This is a genomic window from Candidatus Rhodobacter oscarellae (assembly GCF_001078595.1).
In the GTDB taxonomy this organism is placed as follows: Bacteria; Pseudomonadota; Alphaproteobacteria; order Rhodobacterales; family Rhodobacteraceae; genus Rhodobacter_B; species Rhodobacter_B oscarellae.
Genome location: NZ_LFTY01000002.1, coordinates 963,078 through 985,382 on the forward strand (window position 1 = coordinate 963,078; position 22,305 = coordinate 985,382).

The 22,305-nt window shown below is 62.4% G+C and carries 25 protein-coding genes; 17 read left to right on the forward strand and 8 right to left on the reverse strand.

Annotated features, from left to right (window positions below; all coding sequences use genetic code 11):
- The first annotated feature begins 1 nt into the window (after position 1).
- The 11 genes from AIOL_RS09615 (at position 2) to AIOL_RS09660 (ending at position 7,325) form a co-directional block, all read left to right on the forward strand.
- Positions 2-589, forward strand: a complete 588-nt coding sequence (locus tag AIOL_RS09615) for a tail assembly protein (protein WP_082152510.1) — start codon at positions 2-4, stop codon at positions 587-589.
- Positions 590-597: 8 nt separating this feature from the next.
- Positions 598-3,009 (forward strand): host specificity protein J, encoded by a 2,412-nt coding sequence (locus AIOL_RS09620; protein ID WP_160314451.1) that lies wholly within the window; start codon positions 598-600, stop codon positions 3,007-3,009.
- 14 nt (positions 3,010-3,023) lie between these two features.
- Complete coding sequence (locus tag AIOL_RS09625; protein ID WP_152912456.1) at positions 3,024-3,365, forward strand: hypothetical protein; 342 nt, start codon at positions 3,024-3,026, stop codon at positions 3,363-3,365.
- Positions 3,362-3,655 (forward strand): hypothetical protein, encoded by a 294-nt coding sequence (locus AIOL_RS09630; RefSeq protein WP_049642785.1) that lies wholly within the window; start codon positions 3,362-3,364, stop codon positions 3,653-3,655. The genes AIOL_RS09625 and AIOL_RS09630 overlap by 4 nt, the downstream gene beginning before the upstream one ends.
- Positions 3,656-3,727: 72 nt before the next feature.
- On the forward strand, positions 3,728-4,765 hold the full coding sequence (locus AIOL_RS09635; protein ID WP_049642786.1) for a hypothetical protein: 1,038 nt from the start codon (positions 3,728-3,730) through the stop codon (positions 4,763-4,765).
- A 62-nt stretch (positions 4,766-4,827) separates the two neighbouring features.
- Positions 4,828-5,256: a hypothetical protein gene (locus tag AIOL_RS09640; protein ID WP_049642787.1), complete on the forward strand. Its 429-nt coding sequence runs from the start codon at positions 4,828-4,830 to the stop codon at positions 5,254-5,256.
- A gap of 68 nt (positions 5,257-5,324) precedes the next feature.
- The gene (locus AIOL_RS09645) at positions 5,325-6,014 is read left to right on the forward strand and encodes an NlpC/P60 family protein (RefSeq protein WP_049642788.1); all 690 of its coding nucleotides are present in this window, start codon (positions 5,325-5,327) and stop codon (positions 6,012-6,014) included.
- Position 6,015: 1 nt separating this feature from the next.
- Positions 6,016-6,276 (forward strand): hypothetical protein, encoded by a 261-nt coding sequence (locus AIOL_RS09650; RefSeq protein ID WP_049642789.1) that lies wholly within the window; start codon positions 6,016-6,018, stop codon positions 6,274-6,276.
- Positions 6,273-6,635 carry a hypothetical protein gene (locus AIOL_RS09655; RefSeq protein WP_049642790.1) on the forward strand — a complete coding sequence of 121 codons (363 nt, stop codon included), beginning with the start codon at positions 6,273-6,275 and terminating at the stop codon, positions 6,633-6,635. Before AIOL_RS09650 ends, AIOL_RS09655 begins: the two co-directional genes overlap by 4 nt.
- Positions 6,636-6,666: 31 nt before the next feature.
- On the forward strand, positions 6,667-6,876 hold the full coding sequence (locus AIOL_RS25870; RefSeq protein WP_152912457.1) for a hypothetical protein: 210 nt from the start codon (positions 6,667-6,669) through the stop codon (positions 6,874-6,876).
- A complete protein-coding gene (locus AIOL_RS09660; RefSeq protein WP_049642791.1) occupies positions 6,873-7,325 on the forward strand; it encodes a hypothetical protein in 453 nt (150 codons plus the stop codon). The genes AIOL_RS25870 and AIOL_RS09660 overlap by 4 nt, the downstream gene beginning before the upstream one ends.
- Positions 7,326-7,377: 52 nt before the next feature.
- Here AIOL_RS09660 and AIOL_RS09665 read toward each other — a convergent pair whose 3' ends face one another.
- Positions 7,378-8,520, reverse strand: coding sequence for a site-specific integrase (locus AIOL_RS09665; RefSeq protein ID WP_049642792.1), 1,143 nt, complete (start codon positions 8,518-8,520; stop codon positions 7,378-7,380).
- A gap of 110 nt (positions 8,521-8,630) precedes the next feature.
- Between AIOL_RS09665 and dusA the strand changes: the two genes are divergently transcribed.
- Positions 8,631-9,653 (forward strand): tRNA dihydrouridine(20/20a) synthase DusA, encoded by a 1,023-nt coding sequence (gene dusA, locus AIOL_RS09670; RefSeq protein ID WP_049642793.1) that lies wholly within the window; start codon positions 8,631-8,633, stop codon positions 9,651-9,653.
- Here the strand turns inward: dusA and AIOL_RS09675 are convergent.
- The 3 genes from AIOL_RS09675 to infC form a co-directional block, all read right to left on the reverse strand.
- Positions 9,650-10,354 (reverse strand): DUF899 domain-containing protein, encoded by a 705-nt coding sequence (locus AIOL_RS09675; protein ID WP_049642794.1) that lies wholly within the window; start codon positions 10,352-10,354, stop codon positions 9,650-9,652. The two genes, dusA and AIOL_RS09675, sit on opposite strands and share 4 nt — an antisense overlap.
- Before the next feature lie 323 nt (positions 10,355-10,677).
- On the reverse strand, positions 10,678-11,343 hold the full coding sequence (locus AIOL_RS09680; protein ID WP_200898748.1) for a DUF938 domain-containing protein: 666 nt from the start codon (positions 11,341-11,343) through the stop codon (positions 10,678-10,680).
- Positions 11,344-11,347: 4 nt separating this feature from the next.
- Positions 11,348-11,839, reverse strand: a complete 492-nt coding sequence (gene infC, locus AIOL_RS09685) for a translation initiation factor IF-3 (RefSeq protein ID WP_235438951.1) — start codon at positions 11,837-11,839, stop codon at positions 11,348-11,350.
- A gap of 239 nt (positions 11,840-12,078) precedes the next feature.
- Here infC and AIOL_RS09690 point away from each other — a divergent pair, with 239 nt between their 5' ends.
- Positions 12,079-12,828 carry a translation initiation factor 3 gene (locus AIOL_RS09690; RefSeq protein ID WP_152912458.1) on the forward strand — a complete coding sequence of 250 codons (750 nt, stop codon included), beginning with the start codon at positions 12,079-12,081 and terminating at the stop codon, positions 12,826-12,828.
- A 62-nt stretch (positions 12,829-12,890) separates the two neighbouring features.
- Here the strand turns inward: AIOL_RS09690 and AIOL_RS09695 are convergent, their stop codons facing one another.
- Positions 12,891-14,753 (reverse strand): SLC13 family permease, encoded by a 1,863-nt coding sequence (locus tag AIOL_RS09695; RefSeq protein WP_049642796.1) that lies wholly within the window; start codon positions 14,751-14,753, stop codon positions 12,891-12,893.
- Positions 14,754-14,872: 119 nt separating this feature from the next.
- On the opposite strand from AIOL_RS09695, the gene AIOL_RS09700 reads away from it, so the two are divergent.
- Both AIOL_RS09700 and AIOL_RS24360 read left to right on the forward strand, forming a co-directional pair.
- A complete protein-coding gene (locus tag AIOL_RS09700) occupies positions 14,873-16,714 on the forward strand; it encodes an ABCB family ABC transporter ATP-binding protein/permease (protein WP_049642797.1) in 1,842 nt (613 codons plus the stop codon).
- A 170-nt stretch (positions 16,715-16,884) separates the two neighbouring features.
- A complete protein-coding gene (locus AIOL_RS24360) occupies positions 16,885-17,490 on the forward strand; it encodes a sulfotransferase family protein (RefSeq protein WP_082152511.1) in 606 nt (201 codons plus the stop codon).
- Between the two features lie 118 nt (positions 17,491-17,608).
- Here AIOL_RS24360 and xth read toward each other — a convergent pair whose 3' ends face one another.
- From xth to AIOL_RS09715, 3 genes are all read right to left on the reverse strand, one after another.
- Entirely contained in the window at positions 17,609-18,388 is a 780-nt protein-coding gene (xth, locus tag AIOL_RS09705) for an exodeoxyribonuclease III (RefSeq protein ID WP_049642798.1), read from the reverse strand.
- 219 nt (positions 18,389-18,607) lie between these two features.
- Positions 18,608-19,786 carry a BaiN/RdsA family NAD(P)/FAD-dependent oxidoreductase gene (locus tag AIOL_RS09710; RefSeq protein ID WP_049642799.1) on the reverse strand — a complete coding sequence of 393 codons (1,179 nt, stop codon included), beginning with the start codon at positions 19,784-19,786 and terminating at the stop codon, positions 18,608-18,610.
- A gap of 137 nt (positions 19,787-19,923) precedes the next feature.
- Positions 19,924-20,247, reverse strand: coding sequence for a HesB/IscA family protein (locus AIOL_RS09715; RefSeq protein ID WP_049645362.1), 324 nt, complete (start codon positions 20,245-20,247; stop codon positions 19,924-19,926).
- Between the two features lie 77 nt (positions 20,248-20,324).
- On the opposite strand from AIOL_RS09715, the gene AIOL_RS09720 reads away from it, so the two are divergent.
- Both AIOL_RS09720 and AIOL_RS09725 read left to right on the forward strand, forming a co-directional pair.
- A complete protein-coding gene (locus AIOL_RS09720) occupies positions 20,325-21,476 on the forward strand; it encodes a deoxyguanosinetriphosphate triphosphohydrolase (protein WP_049645363.1) in 1,152 nt (383 codons plus the stop codon).
- 36 nt (positions 21,477-21,512) lie between these two features.
- Positions 21,513-22,289: a polysaccharide lyase gene (locus AIOL_RS09725; RefSeq protein WP_160314452.1), complete on the forward strand. Its 777-nt coding sequence runs from the start codon at positions 21,513-21,515 to the stop codon at positions 22,287-22,289.
- The last annotated feature ends 16 nt before the right edge of the window (positions 22,290-22,305 follow it).

The window sequence follows — 22,305 nt, forward strand, 5'->3', positions numbered from 1 at the left end:
CATGATCCGAACAATTCATCTTCACGGGGCCTTGGGGGATACCTTTGGCCAAGAATTCCGGCTGGCCGTTGATAGCCCGGCAGAAGCTGTGCGCGCGCTTTGCACTATGCTGAAGGGGTTCGAAGCGCATGTCCGCGACCGCTACTATCAGGTGTTCCGGGGGGCAGAGATCGACGGGCGGGACCAGTCGCCACAGGAACTGCATGTGGCCTTCACCACCGATGAAGCGGTGCTGCACATTGTTCCGCGGGCGATTGGGGCCAAGCGTCAGGGGTTGGGCAAGGTCATTCTGGGTGGCCTTTTGATTGCGGCGTCCTTCGCCATTCCGGGGGGCTGGGCCATCGCGGGCAAGGCGGTGTCGGGTATCGTCGCGCAGGTTGGTGTTGCGATGGTTCTGGGCGGTGTGTCTCAGATGTTGGCCCCGCAAAGAGCCTCTGACTATGAGAGCCGCGAACAACCCACATCTGACCTGTTCAACAGTACGGTGAACGTCACCACGCCCGGTGTGCCGGTGCCGGTTCTGGTGGGGGAATGTGAGGTTGGATCTGTGGTCATTTCCGCCGCCATTCATGTCGAGGATCGAGTGTGATGACTGATTTGACACCGATTGGCGGGCGTAAAGGCGGGAAAGGTGGTGGCGGGTCCACGCGCACACCGATTGAAGACCCGGACAACCTGCTGGCAGATTCGACGGCCTATGTGATTGACGCCGTCTCAGAAGGCGAAATCGCTGGTTGGGCCGATGAAGACTTCCCGGCCAAGTGCATTTATTTCGATCAAACGCCGCTTCAGAATGAAGACGGGTCGTTCAATTTCGAGGGCGTTGAATATTGGCTGCGCACAGGCACCCCGGATCAAGAGCCGGTGCCCGGATTTTCAGCGGTCGAGACGGAAGTGAATGTCGGCGTCGAGGTCGAAGAGGCATTGCCCGTTGCCCGCACCATTGCGGCGGCGGATGTTGACGCCATTCGCATCAAGATCGGCTTGTCGGCTTTGTCGACGCTGAATGTCGAGAACGGCGATCTGACCGGCGCGACGGTCACCTTTGCCATTGATATGCAGGCGGGCAGCGCGGGCTGGGAAGAGATCGGGGCGTATTCGATCACAGGCAAGACCACGTCAGGCTATCAGCGCAGCTACCGCGTCGAACTGCCAGAGGTCCGCCCGGTGTCCATCCGGGTGCGCCGCACCATGCCGGATTCGGATGTGTCGAGCATTCAGGATGTCATCTATTTCGTGTCCTACACCGAAATAATCGACGCCAAGCTGTGCTACCCAAACACGGCCTATGTGGCGTTGGCGGTTCCTGCGCAAGCCTTTGGCGGTCGGGTGCCCACCCGGTCCTATCGGCTGAAGGGAATGAAATGCTGGGTGCCCAGCAATTATGACCCGGAAACGCGGGAATATGACGACACCAGCATCTGGGACGGCACGTTCAAGCTGGCTTTCACCGATAACCCGGCGTTCTTCACCTATACGGTGTTTCTTGAAGACCGATGGGGCCTTGGAGAACGCATCGCGCCGGAACTGGTGGACAAGTGGCGCATCTACCAAATCGGCAAGTATTGCGATGAACTGGTCGATGACGGTCTGGGCGGGCTAGAGCCCCGTTTTACGATGAACGGGGTGATGAACACCCGCGAAGCGGCCTATCAGGTCATCACCCAGCTTTCGGCGGCGTTTCGGGGTGTCACCTATTGGGGCGCGGGTGCTGTGGTTCCGGTGCAGGATGCGCCCAGTGATCCGGTCAAGATTGTCACCAATGCCAATGTGGTCGATGGTGCGTTCAACTATGCGGGCACAGGGCTGACGGCGCGAAAAACGGCTGTAGTGGCCAGCTACCGCGACAAGTCGGACCATTTCCGGGTCAAGGCGGGCATCGTCTTTGAAGACACCGATGCCATCCAGCGCTATGGGCGGCGGCAAGCGGACATCACCTTGCCGTTCCAAACCAGTCGGGGCGGTGCCTTGCGCGATGCGAAATGGCTGGTCGACACCAATACCACGCAGCGCGAAACGGTGAACTATCAGGCGGGCTTTGATCATGCGGCGCTGCGGCCCGGTGACAAAATCCTGATTTCTGACAAGCATCGGGTCGGTTTTCGTCTGGGGGGCCGTGTTCTGTCGATCAGTGCGCACCGTCGCGACATTGAGGTCGATGCACCCGTCTTGCTGCGGGCTGGCGAGACGCACACGCTACTGCTGGCCAATGAGGTGGGCGAGTTCCGGGAATACGCTGTCGCGGGCAGCAATGCGGGTGATGATGATCTGGCGACTATCCTGACGCTGCAGGCGCAGGTTCCGCCGACGATCAAGGTCGGATGTGTCTTTGTGCTGACCGCGTCGGATTTGCCGCCGCGCCAGTTCCGTGCCATGTCGAACACCCCGGAAGGTCACCTGTTCAACATCGTGGCGCTGGAAGATGATCCGGGCAAATTCGCCCGTGTGGAACAGGGCATCCGTGCCGATGACGATGCGCCCTTCCTTTTGCCCGACGCATCGCCGCCAGCTGCGCCGCAGAACATTTCGGTGCAGGTTGTTTGGCGCGATGTGCCTGCGGGCTTTGTGGTCACTGTGGGTTGGGAACGTGGCGGGGCATCACCCGTGGCGCGCTACCGGGTCGATCTGACCGACGCTGATGGCATTCGCACCCATATCCGCGAGGTCGGCACCCAAGCAATCGACATTCCGCTTTTGTCCGCACAGACGGGTGCGTTTGCGGTTCACGTCGCAGCCGAAAACCACCTTGGGGTGACATCGCATTTTGCCACCAAGCCCTTCATCGTGGCCAAGCCTGCCAGCGCTGAACAGCAAAGTGCCCCGCTCGTAGCGGGTGCGGTCAACACCTATGCGATGCTGTGTTCCAGCGTGGCCGTGCAGCAGGGCCAGACAGCAGATGGGTCGACGCTTTGCTATGAACCGGGCGGCACAGACAGGCCCGCAGGCACATGGCAGGCGATGCAGATCGCTGAAGCGGATGTGCTGGCGCTTTGGTATCGGATTGCGTGACGGGCGCGCCGTCCATGAAGGATCAACAACAAAAAGGCGGGCAGATGTCTGATCAAAACAGCTTGGCAGAGCTATTCAACAACATGCGCGAACAACTGGCCTTGCTGGCTTTTGCTGGGGTCGGGGGTGCGTTTTTTCGCGCGGTCCTTGCGCCGGAAGAACAGTGGAAACGGCGGGTCATTCAAGGGATCAGCGGCGCGTTGTCTGCCGTGTTTCTTGGTGGGGTATTGGCCCACGTCATCGACTCCATGACCGGCGCGGGTGCGCTGTCCTATCTCGCGGCGGGTTTCCTGATGGGGTCCGGTGGCGAATTGGCCGTGAAAGCCATGCAAGACCGGCTTATGGTGAAGAAATGACCGCCCTGGATCTGTTCGATATGGCCGTGTCGGTCGCGCTGGTCGCAGTCTGCTGGTGGCTGTCGCATCAAAACGCCACGGGTCGTGAGCCGTTCGGGAAGACGATTTCCACCGGCTATGCGCTTTTGGCCATGTCTACGCTGGGCAGTCTGCTGTTCGGCCATGTTGATGAACTGGCAGCGGCGCTGCCCGCATCGCTGCTGTTCGGCAAGACGGTTTTGACATTCACTTTGGGCGTGGTCGCGGTGCGGCTGGCCTTTGTCTACGGCCCCGACCCGGATCGAGGCTGACGCGAAGAATTTGGCGGGGTGACCTGCTGAAGTCCCTGCCGGGGTTCCGGCATATATGAAAAGGAGGAAGCAATGGCGCTTCAAACGACAACCCTGCAGGGCATCCTGCGGGGACCGGATGGTGTTGCCCTTTCGGGCGCAACCCTCCGTTTTGTGCTGTCGCATACGGCAGCGGATGTGGGGTCCAACACCGCTTTGGTGCGCACCCCGGTTGACGTGGTCAGCGGCAATGACGGGTCTGTGGCCGTCGATCTGTGGCCGAATGCCAATGGGTTCGAGAACACGCATTACGATGTGCGGGCCTATGCCAACGACGAAAACGGCAAAGCGGTCACCTATGAGTTTGGCAAGCTGCAGGTGCCCGAAGTTGGTCCGGCTGATCTGGCCGAACTTCTGGGGGCAGGTGTTCTGCGCGCACAAGGTGTCGAGGGTCAGGTGCTGGATGCTGCAGTGCGCGCTGAGATGGCGGCACAGTCTGCGCGGGCCTCTGCCAATGAAATCGACGTGGGCAGCTTGGAAGGGCGGCTTGAAGATCGGGTGGATGCCTTTGCCGATGGTGCGCGGGCAGAATATCCAGCGGTCAATCTGCTGCGCAATGCGCGTGCGTTGGACACGGATAGCAATGGAGGCTTTGTTTCGCCCCTCGGTATCTATGTTCCAAACGATTCCGAAGCTGTTGTGACACAGCGGGTTTTGGCCCCCGATCACGCCGATATTCCGGCAGAGATTGCGGGGTTCACACAGAATGCCGGGACGCCGAAATACAGTTTCAATGTCATTGAAATCACTGGCTCGAAAGGTGCGTCCGGGTCTGGTCGTGCAACGCTCTTGCCCAACCGTCCAGTGCGCGGGGTGCATAGTTCGGGCTTTATTGCCGCGCAGGTCAGCGCGTCCGGCATTTCGGTGAACTATCATGATTTGGACGCTGGCATGGTCCATGAAGATGTTGTTTGGAGCGAAACCCGATTTGCCCATATTGATGCGTTTCGCATCGTATTCACTGGCAACAATCAGAAGATTTGGGTCGTCGGGCCATGGGTGTCTGCGGGCAAGGTGTCGCGTAGCCCGCTCTTCTTGATGCACGACACCTATTTCCTGAACCAAACCTGATCAGCAGCGCGGCTGAATGTCTTTGGCCGCGCATAACAATTCCTTGAAGTTGGAGATCGAACATGAAGATCACACTGCCAGACGGACGCACCGTCTATGAAGGGCCTGCCATGGATTTGGCGGACTTTCCCGATGAACTCCCTTTGGGCGTGGAAGTGTCCTACGGCCCTGATGAAATCCGCGCTCAAATTCGCCAGCGCATTGATGAACGCGCGGGTGACAGCCTCAGCAGGCTGGGCACCACGTCCGATGCGGCGGCGCTGGCCGTCTTTGGCCTTGCATCGCTGGTGGCGAAGCTGTCCACGGCGGGTTCACTGGCTGAAGTCCGCGCCGCTGCAGAGCCGTTTGCGGCCATGTCAGCGGATTTCTTGGCCAAGGTCGAGGCGGGCGACGTGAAGTTGCCTTTCATGGCCAAGGGGATCGAGGCGACGATTGCCGAGATCGAGACCCGCGCCACCGCTGTGACCGAAGCGCTGACGCCGCCTGAATAGGCTCAGCACTTCACCAACCCGAAACCAAAGGCCCGCCATCGTGCGGGCCTTTTTCGTGGGAGATTGATATGAACATCGACTGGATGGCCGTGCAGGCGCGGCTGAAAGAACTAGGCTTTGACCCCGGCCCGATTGACGGGGTGCGCGGCCCGAAAACGGATGCAGCCATCGTGGCCTTCAAGCGTAGCGTTGGCCTGAAGCCACGTCCCTATCTGGGGCCGCTGACCCAAAAGGCCCTGATGGGCCGCAAACAACAACCTGCAGCCGATCAGCCCGCACTGCCGTGGATGGCCCATGCGGCGGATGTGCGGGGCCTGCATGAGGCGCGCAACTACAGCCGCTTGCGCAGCTGGTTCGATAAATCGGTCAGTTGGATCGATCCGCGCGACGTGCCGTGGTGCGGGGCCTTTGTCGCCACCTGCCTGCGCCACTGGGATTCCGACATTGCCATCCCTGAAAACCCGCTTGGCGCGCGCAACTGGGGGAAGTTCGGCCAGCCTTGCAAGCCGCAGTTCGGAGCCATCCTGACCTTTTGGCGGGGCAGCAAGTCCGGTTGGAAAGGGCATGTGGGCTTCTATCACGGCGAAGACGCCACCCATTTCCATGTGCTGGGCGGCAACCAATCGAACGCTGTCACCGTGTCGCGCATCGCCAAATCGCGTCTGCTGACCGCGCGCTGGCCCAATGACTTCCCGATGTCTGGCAGGCGGCTGCAGGTCAGCGCTGCAGGTGTCCAAACCACCACAAACGAGGCGTGACATGCTGAAGCATTTTGGTCGCTTTGTGATCGGCGGCAGATCGGGCAAGCGCGAACAGGCATGGGCCGTGTTCCTGCTGTGGTGCGCGGCATTCGTGTGGATGTCGGTCAGAGAGGCCGCATCTGCCCCGGTGGATGGCACCCAAGCCATCCTGTCCGCAGCACTTTGGCCCGTGTTTATCAATCTGGCTGCTGCCCATGGCATGGAATGGTTCAGTACCCAGACCCGCTTTGGCGCTGACAATGGTGGGCCGCTCGAATGATGGGGCTTGGTCTGCGCTTTGGCTGGCGGCTTCTGTCCAGTCGCGCCGGTCTGGCCGTGGTGCTGTGCGCTCTGCTGTGGGGTTGGCATGTCTATGACAAGCGGCAGGCAATCAACGCTGCCCGTGAAGGCTTTGTCCAGCAATTCGAACTGACAGCGGCGCAGGCTGAACTGGACGCCCTGCGCCGTCGCATGGCCGCTGCAGCTGAGGCCAATCGGGCGCTGCAGGAACGGATTCAAGTGGCGGAAGGCGAGGCCCTGCGCTTCGCCACGGAATTGGAGGCGTTTGAACATGAAACCCAAGTCAATCCTGATGGTGTTGTTGATACCGATCTTCTGCGCCGCTTGCGCTCGAACTGACAGCGCCCGTATCCAAGCCGCTGGCGAGGCTGTGGGCGAAGCCCGCGCCGCTGCGATCTGGCCGGAGTATCCCGACGATTGCCGCCGCACATCCCGTGGCGGCATCACCGAAGGCGATAGGCTGGATGTGGCTGTGCTGAAGCTGGATGAAGCCTTGTCCCGTCAGAACGCCCGAACGCGCCGCTGTGCGGATTGGTATGACCAGCAGCGCACTGATGCGTCGGCGAGGGCGGTTCAATGATCACGCTGGCATTCTACAAGGGTCTAGGAAAGACCCGCTGGCAGCGCCTGCAGGACGGGGCCATCCGTTTCGCCACGGGCGGCGTCTACAGTCATGTGGAGCTGATACCGGGCAGCGCACAGCATGGCGACACCGCGCAGTGCCTGTCATCGTCGGGACGGGATGGCGGTGTCCGCGCCAAGCGCATCCTGCTGAAACCGGAAAGCTGGGATTTGGTCGAACTGAGGATCGATGCCGATAAGCCCGCCCAATTCATCCGCGACCGCATCGGCGCGCAGTATGACTACAATGGCATTCTGTTGTCGCAGGTGCTGGCCCTTGGCCGTCACGATGAATCGCGCTGGTTTTGTTCGGAGATTTGCGCAGCGGCGCTTGGCCTGCCCAACCCACAGCGCGTCTCACCGCAGTTTCTGTTTGATGTCGTGACCTGGGATAAGCGGGTAAAGTAGAGGTTGTCAGGTTCACGGCTTGTTCAGTGTTTGTCCTGATAACTGCAGTCACCTAAGTGGCTGTTTTGTTTATGGATGCCTTTGGATTTGCAATCCGCTGCGCCTTTTTCTTTGGTAGTGGCACGGTGAGCCGATCCAGCCATTCCCAACCTTCATATTTGTCGCCCGTCTGTTTGATATGGGTGTATCGCTGAAGAGAAGACCATGAGCGATGCCCGGACACGGCGGCAACCTGCGGAATCGAAAGTCCTGTTTCGAAGAGCCGCGACACGCCTTCATGACGCAGATCATGAAAGCGCAGGTCTTCTATCCCCAAAAACTTACACGCCCGCGTGAATGACGCGCTAATGGTGTCACTGTGATATGGAAAGACCATGTCTTTGTTGCGTGGCATCGCCAATGCGATCTTCAGCGCGTGTTCTGGAAGGTCACACCAGACATCGTTGCCGATCTTGTCGCCGGGGTGCTTCATGTCGGTGATGAACACCCGGCTGTGTTCAGTGTCTAAGCCGTCCCATGCAACCCGCGTGATTTCTTCCTGTCGCCGTGTCGAGAACAGGGCGAAGCCCACAACCCTGTGCATGGGCAGCGAACTGGGCCTGCGGGTGTGCTTGTCTTCAAAGAAGGTTAGTAGGGCGTCCAGTTCATCCAATGTCGGGCGACGGTCGCGGCTGCGGCCCTTTCCAGTGATTCCCAGCCGACTGCAGACCACAAAGGCATCTTTCATCGCCTGCTGATCTAATTCCATGCCCCATGCTGGCCGTGCCAATGCGAAGACAGCGCCAAGGTGTGAAAGGTAGTTGCTGACGGTGGATGGGGTGCGCGTTGCGCCGATTTCCTTGGCGAAGGCGACAATGTCGTGGCTTTGAATGTCGCTGCAGGCCATGTCTGCGATGTCATATTCGCAGATTGCCCGCAGCACCTGTGCTTTCGTCCGGCCAATCTCTTTCACGCTTTCACGGGTGTATCTGTCGATTGCATCTGCAAGGGTGCGACCCCGGTTGCGGATCGATGACAGGTCTTCACCGGCGGCTTCGATTTCCTTCATTCGTTTCTTCAGCCAAGCGCTGGCGGCGGATTTCCGGTCGAAGCTGCGGGCTTCCCGATGCACCCATTTTCCTTTCCTTTTTATGGCTATCTGTGCGAGATAAGCGACAGAGCCGTCTTTGCGCTTGCGTTCGATGATATGGGCCATAGCGGAACAACTTTTCGAGAATCGGAACAACTTTTTTTGTCCCAATAGCACAAAATAGGCAAAAACAAGCAAAAATAAGCGCTAAACGGGCGTGTTGAAAACTGAAGAATATGAATAAAAAGGTAGAAAAATCAGACATTTACAGGGCGGCGCGTTTGAGCGTTGCGCCGATGATGGATTGGACGGACCGGCATTGCCGTTATCTGCACCGGCTTATGTCCAAACGGACGCTGCTTTACACCGAGATGGTGACCGCGCCCGCGCTGGTGCGTGGTGGGGCGCGGCATTTGTTGCGGTTCGATCCAGCCGAGCACCCGGTCGCGGTGCAGCTTGGCGGCTCGGAGCCAAAGGAGCTGGCCGAGGCCGCGCGCATGGCCGCCGACGAGGGCTATGACGAGATCAACCTCAATATCGGCTGCCCGTCCGACCGGGTGCAGTCGGGCTGTTTTGGCGCTGTGCTGATGGAGAACCCGGCGCTTGTTGCGGATTGCGTCGCTGCGATGATCGCCGCGCAACCCGCTGAGGTCACTGTCAAATGCCGCATCGGCGTCGACGACCAGGAGCCCGCCGAGATCTTGCCCGCCTTCATCGAGACCATGCGCGGCGCGGGGGTGCGCCGCATGGCGATCCACGCGCGCAAGGCCTGGCTGCAGGGGCTATCGCCCAAGGAAAACCGCGAGATCCCGCCCCTGGACTACCAGCTTGTCTATCAGATGAAGCGCGACTTCCCGGACATGCACCTCTCGATCAATGGCGGCGTGAGCAGCCTTAACGAGGTTGAGACGCATCTGGCCGCTTGCATGGACGGGGTGATGATCGGCCGCGCGGCCTACCACACGCCCGCGGATGTTCTTCTGGACGCCGATCAACGCATCTTCGGCGAGACAACGCCGCCGCTCGACCGGTTCGAGGTGGTTGACGCCATGCGCCCCTATATCGCCGCGCATCTGGCCGAGGGCGGGCGCCTGCACCAGGTCGCGCGGCATATGCTGGGCCTGTTTGCCGGGCTTCCCGGCGCGCGCGGCTGGCGGCGCGTTCTGTCAGAGCAGGGCCATGGGGCCAGCGCAGGCCTTGAGGTCATCGACGCCGCCCTTGAGCCCGTGCGCGACCCGCACCGCGCGTTGGCGGTCTAAAGCGCGTCATACTGGTCATGCCGGCGCAGCCAGGCCATCGGCCAGGGCAGGTCGGCCTCGCCCCGTCCTTTCGGCGCAAGATCAAGCAGTTGGTAGGCGCCGTTAAAGTGATCCAAACCGCGCCCATAGGTGGCGTAGGTCAAATAGATGTCATCGCCCTCGCGCCGGTAGAAGGTAAATCCCGGCGCCTCGGTCGAGGGGAAACCCTTGGGCGCGTAGTTATACATGGCCGTGCCCGCGTCGATCTCAGCTTGCGTGAAGCTCACGCCCATGTCGCTGTTGAAGCTAGATCCGTGCGCGCTGACCCAGGGAAAGGACCACCCCATGCGCGCCCGATAGGCGGCCAGGTCAGGGTAGGGCGCCGACGACACCGCCACCAGCGCCAGGTCCCGATGCGCCAGATGCACGCCGACCCCGTCTAGGTTATCGGCCCAGAAAGAGCAGCTGGGGCAGCCCTCCGCCCAACCGTCGCCGAACATAAAATGGAAGACGGCCAGCTGCGTCTTGTCTCCGAAAAGATCCCTGAGAGACATCCTGCCGTCAGGCCCCGTGAAGCTGTAGCCAGGTTGGACCTTTAAGGCGGGCAGGGCGCGGCGGGCTTCGGCGAGGGCGTCCCGCTCGCGGGTATGTGCTTTTTCTTTCGCGAGGAACGCGGTTCTTGCTGTGACCCAGTCGTCTTTGGAGGCGGCAATTTTTTGCATCGGGAAATCTCCTATTCTTGATGGATGGATATTGATTAACCAAAATGTGAAATAAAGTCTAGAGGCGCTGGGGCTCAGTTAGTAGCTCCTTAAGAGAACCGGTGTTTCTGGGCTACAGCAGTCTTTTGGGCGCGCCAAATCTCTTGCAAGAGATTTGCACTTTCCTTCTAAGGAAAGTGGCCCCGCGCGCCGGAAAGAGGTTGCGATAGAGCGGTCATTTTGGGGCGCGCTGAAGAAACTCTTGCAAGAGTTTCGCAATTTTCTTGGAAGAAAATTGTAGCGCGAAAATGCCAGCCCCAGGCCAATACCGTCCGCGGGGCGCACTAACTAAGGTGGAGCGTAACCAGGCGGTTGTTGGCGGGCATCACCGTCACATCCGGGGGCGCGAAACCTTCGGCGGCGGCCATCTCTGCCACCTCGCCGATATCTCTGATGCCCCAGGCGGGGTTCTCCGCGCGCAGGCGCTCGTCAAAGGTGGCATTGCCCGCGCCGGTATGGGCGCCGTCTTCCTTGAACGGGCCATAGAGCAGGCAGAGCCCGCCCGACCCCAGGGTCCGCGCCGCGCCGCGCAGGATGCCCTTGGCCACGGCGAAGGGCGCGATATGGATCACGTTCATCGCGATGACCGCGTCCAGGGGGGCGAGATCTGCCACAAGGGGCGCCCAATCGGTCGCGGCGTCAATGTCCAGGGCCGCGCGCGGCTCCAGCCGCAGCTGCGCACGCCAGGCGGCGATCGAGGCGCGGTGCTGCGGCTCTCGGTCGCTGGGTTGCCAGGTGAGCTGCGGGAAGGCGAGCTGGCACGCGCCCGCGTGCTGCCCGGTGCCAGAGCCGATCTCTAGGACGGTGCCCCGGCACGCGCCCAGCAGCGGCACAAGTGCCGCCACAATCGGTGGGCTGTTGCGCTCGAACACGGGTGAAGAAAGGCGCCCGTCGGGCGCCCCTTCCTCGGTCTTGTAGATGGCTTGGTGGGTGCTGGTCGGTGTGGTCAAGGCGTTACTTCAGCGGTCCGATCATCATGACCATCTGGCGGCCTTCCATCTTGGGCATGTTCTCGACCTTGCCCAGCTCCACCACGTCTTCGGCGACGCGCTCCAGCAGTTCGCGGCCCAGGTTCTGGTGTGCCATCTCCCGGCCCCGGAAGCGCAGGGTGACCTTCACCTTGTCGCCATTCTCGAGGAATTTGAACACGTTGCGCATCTTGACGTCGTAGTCATGCGTGTCGGTGTTGGGGCGGAACTTGACCTCTTTGACCTCGATGGTCTTCTGCTTTTTGCGGGCCTCGCTCTCGCGCTTTTGCTGTTCGTATTTGAACTTGCCGAAGTCCATAATCTTGCAGACGGGCAGGGTCGCGTTGGGCGAGATCTCCACCAGGTCCAGCCCGGCCTGCTCGGCCAGCACCATGGCACGGCTGGGCGGCACCACGCCGACATTCTCGCCTTCAGCTCCAATCAGTCTGATCTCGGGCGCCCTGATCCGGTCGTTCACACGGGGTCCTGTGTCTCGTTGCGGCGGGGCGTTGTGGGGTCTGCGAGCTATGGCTGTCGTCCTTATATCATTGCGGCGTCGAGACCCTAAGATACGGGCGGAACCCCGCCGGTTCAACCGGAATCTGGCCGCTGCGCCTGCGCGCGGGCGGTTTCTGCTTGCAACGCGGTTGGCGCCGCTGACATAGGGCGCCTGCGTGCCGCCGGTGTTTGGCGGCGTTTGAGTTCAAGGGACGTAGTATGAACAGAAATCTAATCATTGGCCTAGTCGTTGGGGCCGCCATTGTCATCGGAGTGATTTTCTTCCAATCGAACACGCCAGAGCCCCAGGCCCCAGAGCCGGTTGCGGAAACGCCCGCGCCAGAGCCCGAGGCGCCCGCCGAGGACGTGGCGGAGGACCCGCAAGAGACCACCCCGGTCGAGGAGGTGATTGAAACGGTGACCGAGCAGGCCGAAGAGGCCGTCGAAGGCGCCGCGGAAGCCGCGCAAGAGGCGGTTGAGACCGTGGTCGATGAGGCCGAGGCCGTGGTCGACGATGTGGTCGAAACCGTGACTGAAACGGTGACGGAAACCGTGACCGAAAACGCAGGAGAAGCCGCCGGAGCAATTGCGGAAGGCGTCGCCGAGAGCGTCGGAAACGCGGTCGAGAGCGTCACGGGCACCGCGGGCGAGAGTGTCGGCACGGCGTTAGAGCGCGTCACCGGCGCCACCGAAGACACCGGGACCGAAGAGGTTAGCACCCAGGCGCCCGCTTCTGAGGAAACCACAACGGAGGAAGCTTCCACCGAAGCGCCCGCCGCTGAGGCCGATCCCGCCGCGCTCTTCACGACGGAAGGTTTCGCTCTGGACAAGACGCTGGACTATGTCGACGGCTCCTCGCTCGGCGTGCTGGAAAAAGCCACGCTGAAGACCGCCATCGAGGCGGCGGCTGACAATCCCGAGCTGCTCAAGGCGGCTCTGGCGCGGGCCAGCAAGGCCCTGGGCCTCTAAGCGTTGACAGCCTAGGCGGCGCGCGGTGGTTCCATACGGGCCACCGGGCGTCGCGCCCCCCGCTAGAACACCAAGTTCAGCATCCCCATCGACACCACCAGGAACAGCAGCGTCATGATCCCGCCGGCGCGCATGAAATCCGTCACGCGGTAGCCGCCCGGCCCCATGATCAGCGCGTTCACCTGGTGCGTGGGGATCAGGAACGAGTTCGATGTCGAGATCGCCACGGTCAGCGCGAAAAGCGCCGGGTTGCCGCCCGCCCCGATGGCGATGTTCACCGCCAGCGGCACCAGCAGCACCGTGGCGCCCACATTGGACATCACCAAAGTAAAGAAGGTCGCCAGCACCGCCACGCTGGCCTGGATCACCCAGATCGGCATCCCGTCCAGCACAAAGAGGACCTGGTTGGCGATCCACTCTGCCGTGCCCGAGACCTGCACCGCCTGGCCCAGCGGGATCAGGCTGGCCAAGAGGAACACGGTGTTCCAGCTCACCGACTCGTAGGCCTCGTCAATCGACAGGACCTGGGTGACGATCATCCCTGCGGCGCCGACCAGCAGGCACAAAGACAGCCGCAGGTCGGTGAAGAGGATCAGCGACAGCGCGATGGCAAAGAACAGCAGCGCCCAGCCCAGTTTCTTGGGGCGCAGGTCCTCATGCGGGAACTCGGTGGTGACGACCACAAAATCGCGGTCCTTCTCTAAGCGCACCAGGGCCTCCCAGGGCGTGTGGCAGACCAGCGTGTCGCCGGCCTGGAACGTCAGGTCGCCAAAGCTGGCCTCGTCGCGCTGCATGGTCTCGCCGCCGCGATGGATCGCGATGGGGGAGAGGCCATAGACCTTGCGCAGCCAGATCTCGCGCATCGACTTGCCGATATTGCCAGAGCCGGGCGGGATCACCACCTCGGCGATGCCGGCCTTGTCGGCGCCCAGCGTGGCGGCGAACTCGTCAAGCCCGGTGCTCTCGGTCAGGCCAAAGCTGATCTTGAACTCCTCGATGGCCTGATGGTCGGCGATGATGGCCAGGACGGCGGGGGCCTCTAGCACGGTGTCGCGCGGCGGGGCGGGGTAGGTGCGGCCCTGGAAATGCGTGGCCACGATCTGCAGCTCAAAGGCCTGCTGAATGTCGTCGATCGTGTGCCCGACCAGCAGGCTGCCCAGGGGCACGCGCACCTCGTGGATGGTGCCGTCCAGCCCGTAGGTGGCGTTCACGTAGTCCAGGGTGGACTGCGCGCTGGCGCCCTCATGCTCGGCCACGGTGGGCAGCACGAAGCGCCCGAAGATCACGAAGTATAAAAGCCCGGTGGCCACCAAAGCGATGCCGACGGGGAAGACCGACAGAAGCTCAAAGGTCTCCATCTGGAACTCCTCCCCGATGGAGCCGTTGATCGACAGGATTAAATCGTTCAGCAGGATCAGGGGCGACGAGCCCACCATGGTCATCGTGCCGCCCAGGATGGCGCAGAACCCCATCGGCATCAGCAGGCGCGACATCGGCAGCCCGGTGCGCACCGAGACCCGGTTGACCACCGGCAGGAACAGCGCCGCCGCGCCCACATTCTGCATAAAGCTCGAGATCACGCCCACGGTGGACGAGATCAGCACGATGATCCGGCTCTCGGTGGCGCCGCCCACCTTCGAGATCCAGGCCGCCACGGTGCTCATCACGCCGGTGCGGTCCAGCCCCGCGCCGATGATCATCACCGCGATGATCGAGACCACGGCGTTGGAACCGAACCCGTCGAAGAGATGGCGCACGTCCACCAGGTTCTCCAGCCCCGGCAGCATCGTCAAGCAGCCCAGCAGCACCATGACCAGAATCGCGGCGACGTCCACCCGCACGACCTCGGTCACAAACAGCATGATCGTGAAGGCCAGGACCCCTAGGACCACCAACATCTCAAAGGTCAAGCCGAGTGCTTCCAAGATTTACCCCGTCATTCGTCGTTTGGTGCCGGATAGTTGCATCAAGCGGTTGAAAAAGAAACATCGCAGGGCGCCGGTAGGCTGGCATTTCGCAATCCGGACACATAGGTGTAGCCGCAATGCGACGCACCACATCCCCGCCTTCCTATGACAAGGAGCAAGCCGCCGCCCAGCGCGCGCGCGGCTGGCGAACGGTGCGCCGTGTGACGCCCTATCTGTGGCCGTCAGAGCCGGGATACGCGTGGGTGAAGTACCGGGTGGTGTTCGCCATGCTGGCGTTGATCGCGTCCAAGCTGGTGGCGACGGGCTCGCCGCTTTTGTACAAATTCGCGGTCGACGCCTTGGCGGGGGATCTGGACGGGCCCGCGGCGATGCTGGCCCTGGGGGCGGTCGGCCTGACCGTCGCCTACGGCCTGGCGCGGCTGATGAATGTGGGCTTTCAGCAGCTGCGCGACGTGATCTTTGCGCGGGTGGGCCAGCGCGCGCTGCGGCGGCTGGCGCTGGAGACGTTCCAGCATATCCACCGGCTCTCGATGCGCTACCACATCACGCGCAAGACGGGCGGGCTCAGCCGGATCATGGAGCGCGGCGTCAAGGGCGTGGAGTTCCTGCTGCGGTTCCTGCTGTTCTCCATCGGGCCGCTGATCCTAGAGCTCATGATGATCGCGGGCTTTCTGGCCTGGTATCTGGACGCCTGGTACCTGCTGGTGATCGGGCTGACCATCGCGCTCTATATCTGGTTCACCTTCAAGGTCACCGAGTGGCGGGTGCAGATCCGCAAGGAGATGAACGACCAGGACACCGACGCCAACCAGAAGGCCATCGACAGCCTGCTGAACTTTGAGACGGTGAAGTATTTCGGCGCCGAGGCGCGCGAGGCGGGGCGCTATGACGGCGCGATGCGGCTTTACGAGAAGGCGGCGCTGCGGACCTCTTACTCGCTGGCCTTCCTGAATTTCGGGCAGAGCTTTTTGATCACCACGGGGCTTGTGGTGGTGATGGTGATGGCGGCGATGGGGGTGCAGAACGGCACGCTGACGGTGGGCGATTTCGTCATGGTGAACGCCTATATGATCCAGATCACCATGCCGCTGAACTTCCTGGGCACGGTCTATCGCGAGATCCGGCAGGCGCTGGTGGATATGGGCGAGATGTTCGACCTGCTGGACCAGCCGCAGGAGGTTGCCGACAAGCCGGGGGCCAAGGATCTGGACGTGTCCGCGGGCCAGGTCGCGCTGGAAGATGTGGTCTTTGGCTACGAGGCGGCGCGGCCGATCCTCAAGGGCGTGTCGCTGTCCGTGCGAGCGGGCGAGACGGTCGCCATCGTCGGTCCCTCCGGCTCGGGCAAGTCTACCATCGGGCGGCTTCTGTTCCGCTTCTATGACGTGAACGGGGGCGCGCTGCGCATCGACGGCCAGGACGTGCGGGACGTCACCCAGGAAAGCCTGCACGCCCAGATCGGGGTGGTGCCGCAGGACACGGTGCTGTTCAACGACACGATCTTTTACAACATCGCCTATGGCCGCCCCGAGGCCAGCCGGTCCGAGATCGAGGCCGCGGCGAAGGCGGCCAAGATCCACGACTTCATCAGCAGCCTGCCGGATGGCTACGAGACCACGGTGGGCGAGCGCGGGCTAAAGCTCTCGGGCGGCGAGAAGCAGCGCGTGGGCATCGCGCGCACGCTCCTAAAGAACCCGCCGATCCTGCTGCTGGACGAGGCGACCAGCGCGCTGGACAGCGAGACTGAGGCCGAGATCCAGCACGAGCTGCGCGAGATGGGGCAGGGGCGCACGGTGCTAACCATCGCGCACCGGCTGTCAACGATCGTGCACGCGGACCGGATCGTGGTGCTGCAGGACGGCGTGATCGCCGAGGTGGGCAGCCATGACGCTTTGCTGGAAGAGAACGGGCGCTACGCCGCGCTCTGGCACCGCCAGATGGCCGAGGAGGACGCGGCCTAGCTGGGCTGCATCGCTGCGTAAGTGCTCAAGTGGCTATAAGTCGTCTGTAGTTCACACCCCGACGATTAGCGGGACGAAGCGGTCATCCGACGTGCTAAGATGGCTGACTAGATAGCCGCTCCCTAACATGCAAGACTAGCGCCACTTATCGTTTTGGGAGGACGCGAACTATGACTTTGGCGGTCATCGGAACTGGTTTCGGTCGGACGGGCACTGAGTCAATGCGGTTTGCCCTGGAAATGCTTGGTTTCGATCCATGCCATCATATGCGTCAAGTGTATCGTGACGACACTCAGATGAGACTATGGGCAGATGTCGCCGTCCGGGGGCAAGCCCCGGACTGGGAACGGCTGTTCGAAGGGTTTCAGGCTGCGGTGGACTGGCCCTCCGTGCTCTATTGGCGTGATCTCATAGACGCATTTCCGGACGCGCGTGTAATTCTGACCCATCGAAGCCCGGAAAGCTGGTGGCTGAGCTATGAAAAGACGCTGCTTAAGGTGGTGAAACATTTGCCTGGGACTGATTTGGCCCGAGGCCTGATGGATCTTACCTTTGACAAACGTCCGCTTGATCGCGACCACTGTATCTCGGTTTACAAGGCGCATGTTCGCGAGGTTCTTGATACGGTTCCGAAAGAACGGTTGTTAATTCACAATCTGGGTGATGGATGGAAACCGCTGTGTAAGCACCTTGGAGTAGCCATTCCTGACGCGCCCTATCCCAGCTCCAACGCAGGCGCTTCGTTCAAGCCTGCACATCGACCAGAACCGGACTAACGCGCCATTGCCCTTTTCAGGCATGTCGTGGGTGAGTCCCTTGGTCCGCTAAAAGGGTTCAAAGCAGACCCAACGCTTCCGTTGAATAGACTTGGCACCGCCGCCAAAATCCGCTGGTCTATGCGTCCAGCTCGATCCAAACCGGCACGTGGTCAGAGGGTTTCTCGCGGTCCCTTACATGGGCGTCGATCTGGCAGTCGGTTAGCAAATCCGCGGCCTGCGGCGTCAGCAGGAAATGGTCGATGCGGATGCCGTCATTGCGCTGCCACGCCCCGGCTTGGTAATCCCAGAACGAGTACTGCCCCGGCGCCTGGTTGCGGGCGCGGAAGGCCTCAGTGAAGCCCAGGTTCACGATCTCTTGGAAGGCGGCGCGGGTCTGCGGCAGGTGCAGCGCGTCCTCGACCCAGGCCTCCGGGCGGGCGGCGTCCTCGGGTTGCGGTATGACGTTGTAATCCCCCGCCATAAGCGCGATTTCTTCTGATGCCATAAGCTCTTGCGCGCGCGCCTTCAGGCGCTTCATCCAGGCAAGTTTATAGTCGTATTTCGGCCCCGGCGCCGGGTTGCCATTGGGCAGGTAGAGCCCACAGATGCGCACCGCGCGCTCGTTCACCACCGTGGCCTCGATCCAGCGCGCCTGCGCGTCGCTGTCATCGCCGGGCAGCCCGCGGGTGACGTCCTCCAGCGGGTATTTCGACAGGATGGCCACGCCGTTAAAGCTCTTCTGGCCGTGCGTCTCGACGTTATAGCCGCGCTCCTCAAAGAGCTCGCGGGGGAAGGCCTCGTCCACCGATTTGATCTCTTGCAGCAGCGCCACGTCGGGCTGCGCCTCGTCCAGCCAATCGGGCAGGGCCTGGGCCCGCGCCTTGATGCCGTTGATGTTGAAGGTCGCGATTTTCATGGCCGCGAACCTGACGGGTTGCGGGGAGGGGATCAAGGCGAAACCGTGCGGCGGTCCAAGTCTCTTGGAAGAGACTTGCCATTTCCTTGCAAGGAAATGGGCGCGGGGCGGTTTCGAACGAGATGTGGGGCGAAGGGGGGGTGACCAAACTCTTTAAAGAGTTTGGCAAATTTCTTCCAAAAAGAAATTTGGGCCGCGCGCGGGATGCAATCCTGGGGTCTATGCGGCCCGCTGCGTGATCGCTGTCGCCGCGGCAAAGGCCGAGGACCAGGCCCATTGGAAATTATACCCCCCAAGCCAGCCAGTGACATCCACGCATTCCCCGATGAAGTAGAGCCTCGGAACAGTCTTGGATTCCATCGTCTTCGAGCTCAGCCCCGCCGTGTCCACCCCGCCCAAGGTGACCTCCGCGGTGCGGTAGCCCTCGGTGCCGACGGGCTTGAGCTGCCAGTCGCGCAGCCCGGCGACAACCTCCTCCAGCCTTGCGTCGCTCAGATCGGCGACGTTGCCAACAAGGCCCGCCTCGGTGGCCATGTGGCGCGCCAGCCGCTCCGGCAGGTGCTCGGACAGCACGCCCGTCACGCCGCGGCGCCCCTGCCGGGCGCGAACCTCTCGGAACCGGCCCAGCAAAGCCCCCTCGGGGTCCAGATCAACAGAGATCGCCTCCCCCTCGGCCCAGTAGCTGGACGCTTGCAGGCAGGCCGGGCCCGACAGACCCCGATGCGTCACCAGGATCGCCTCCTGAAAGGAGCCCGCACCGGCGCGCACCCTGGCCGGGGTGGCGACACCGGCGAGCGGCTTTAGCGCCGCCATCACGTCGGGCGAGAACACGAAGGGCACGAGCCCCGCGCGGGTCTCGGTCACCCGGTGCCCGAACTGCCGCGCGATGTCATAGGCAAAGCCGGTCGCGCCCATCTTGGGGATCGACTTGCCGCCGCAGGCCACCACAAGGTTGTCGGCATGGGCCACGGTGCCGTCGCTGAGGCCGACGCGGTACTGCCCACCCAGCTGCTCGACCCCCGTCACCGAGACCTGCAGCCGCAGCTCGGCGCGCGCCATCATCGCCCGCAGCATGGCGATGATCTCTTTGGCGGAGCCGTCGCAGAAGAGCTGCCCCAGGGTCTTCTCGTGATAGGCGATGCCGTGGCGCGCCACCAGGTCGATGAAGTCCCACTGCGTGTAGCGCGCCAGGGCGGATTTGGCGAAATGCGGGTTCTCGGAGAGGAAATTCTCCGGCCCGCAATACATGTTGGTGAAGTTGCAGCGCCCGCCGCCAGAGATGCGGATCTTCTCGCCGGGGGCCTTGGCGTGGTCCACCACCAGCACGCGCCCGCCGCAATGGGCGGCGCAGAACATGCCAGCGGCGCCGGCGCCGATGATGATCGTGTCGTATTGCATCGCGCCGCTTATTGCGGAAGCGGCGCGGCTTGCCTAGCGGCTTGTTGCGCCGCCCGGGCGCGCGACGTCGCGGAGAGGCGCCCATCGCCCGTAAGGGCTAAACATGCGTGAGCGCAGCGAACTCAATTGGATCACGTTCAGATCGAAAAGCTGGTCCCGCAGCCGCAGCTTGAGGTGGCGTTGGGGTTCTCGATCACGAATCGCGCGCCGATCAGCTCCTCGGAGAAATCGATCACCGCGTCCGCCAAAAAGGGCAGGGACACCTCGTCGACCACCACCGACTCGCCGGCGCCCTCAAGCACCAGGTCGCCATCGGCGGGCTCGCCCAGGTCGATCTCGTATTGGAAGCCCGAGCAGCCGCCGCCCTCAACGGCCACGCGCAGGGCCTTGCCCTGGGCCGCGGCGCCGATCTCGGCCAGGCGCTCAAAGGCGCGGGGTGTGACTTTCGGCGGCAGGAGCATCGCGCATTCCGTCATTGGGGTTTCAACTTAGGCGCAATATAGTCTCCCTGGGACAGGACGACAAGAATGGCGCGCAGATGACACAAGATTACGCGGCGCGGGAGGAAACCTCGCGCGGGCGGCTCTTCCCCGAGGATCTCTCGACCTTCCGGTCCTGCTATCAGCGCGACCGGGACCGGATCATCCATGCCAGCGCCTTCCGGCGGCTCAAGCACAAGACGCAGGTCTTCATCGAGCATGAGGGGGACTACTTCCGCACCAGGCTGACGCATTCTATTGAGGTGGCGCAGGTGGCGCGCACCATCGCGGGGGCCTTGGGGCTGAATGTCGAGCTGACCGAGGCGGTGGCGCTGGCCCATGATCTGGGCCACCCGCCCTTCGGGCATACCGGCGAGGACGCGCTGCAGCGGCTGATGGCGCCCTATGGCGGGTTCGACCACAACGCGCAGGCGATCCGCATCGTCACCTCGCTAGAGCGGCACTACGCCGATTTCGACGGCCTGAACCTCACCTGGGAAGCCCTTGAAGGCATTGCGAAACATAATGGCCCGGTCACGGGCGACATCCCCTATGCGCTGGCCGAGTACAACGCCCGCCACGACCTAGAGCTGCACACCCATGCCAGCGCCGAGGCGCAGGTGGCCGCGCTCAGCGACGACATCGCCTATAACAGCCACGACCTGCATGACGGCTTGCGGGCGGAACTCTTCTCGACCGACGAGCTGGCCGAGCTGCCGCTGCTGGATGGCTGCTTTGCCGAGGTCGACCGGCTCTATCCGGGGCTGAACTACTACCGCAGGCGGCACGAGGCGCTGCGGCGGTTCTTTGGGCTCCTGGTCGAGGATGTGATCGGGCAGGCGACGCAGCGCCTGGCGGATCTCGCGCCCAAGGACGCCCAGGACGTGCGCGAGGCGGGCCGGCCCATGGTGCGGTTCTCCGACGAGGTCTGGGAGAAGCTGCAGGTCACGCGCAAGTTCCTGTTCCACCGCATGTACCGCGCGCCAGAGGTGGTGAAGATGCGCCAGGAGGTGACCAAGGCCGTGGATGCGCTGTTCCCGCTCTTCATGGCGCAGACCGACCTGCTGCCCAAGCAGTGGCGCAAGGACGTGGCGGCCGCGACCGGCGAGACCGCGCTGGCGCGCATCGTGCTGGACTACATCGCGGGCATGACGGACCGTTTCGCGCTGCAGGAGTACGAGCGGCTTGCCGAAAAGAACCGAGCCACTTAACATACAAATACCTGTCAACTGCCAGGAGAGGCTAGGTTGAGACTCCGAGTCTTCGCGATCATCCTCACGTGTTTCCTGCCGCTTTCGGCCCTGGCCGACACCGCGGAGGGGATTAAGATCCGCCACGCGAACTCTAAGAATAAGGCCAAGACGGTACGGGCACCAGAGCACCCCGTGCGTGCCGGGTCCAAGGCGCTCGCCTTTGTGGTCGCAAACGGGCAATGCGCCGGTAACCGCAATTACAACGACTGCAAAGGCCAGCGCGAGCGCAGCGAGATCAGCGATGAAAAGGCGATAAAGACCGAACGCGAGCAGTGGTATGCGTTCTCCGTCATGGTTCCCAAGGGCACGCCGCATATTGACCCCTCGGGCACGATTTTGGCGCAGTTTCAGGATAGCAAAGGGTCGGGCGAGATCACGCTAGGGTTCGAGATGTGGCGCGAAGGGCTTATTCTGGTGCAAGACGATCCCAGGACGCAGCAGAGCGACGACCGCGCGCCGCCCAAGCCGATGGTGATCAAGACGGTCATACCGAATAGCCGCCTGCGTGGACGCTGGCACGATTTTCGCGTGCGAGCGGTTTGGTCCGCAAAGGATTCCGGCGTGATCCAGGTGTGGCTTGGGGACAAGCTGGTGCACCAACATCAAGGACGTAACCTGAACCGAAATGTAGCGCCGAAGTTCAAGTTCGGGCTTTATCGAACTGGCCTGGACAAGTATCGCGCGCGGGTGAACCCCACGGTGCCTACGCAAGTGATCTACTTCGATGAGGTTCGGCGCGGCCCAAGCGCGGCCTCGGTTGCGATCCCTTAGGGGCGCGCCGTCGGTG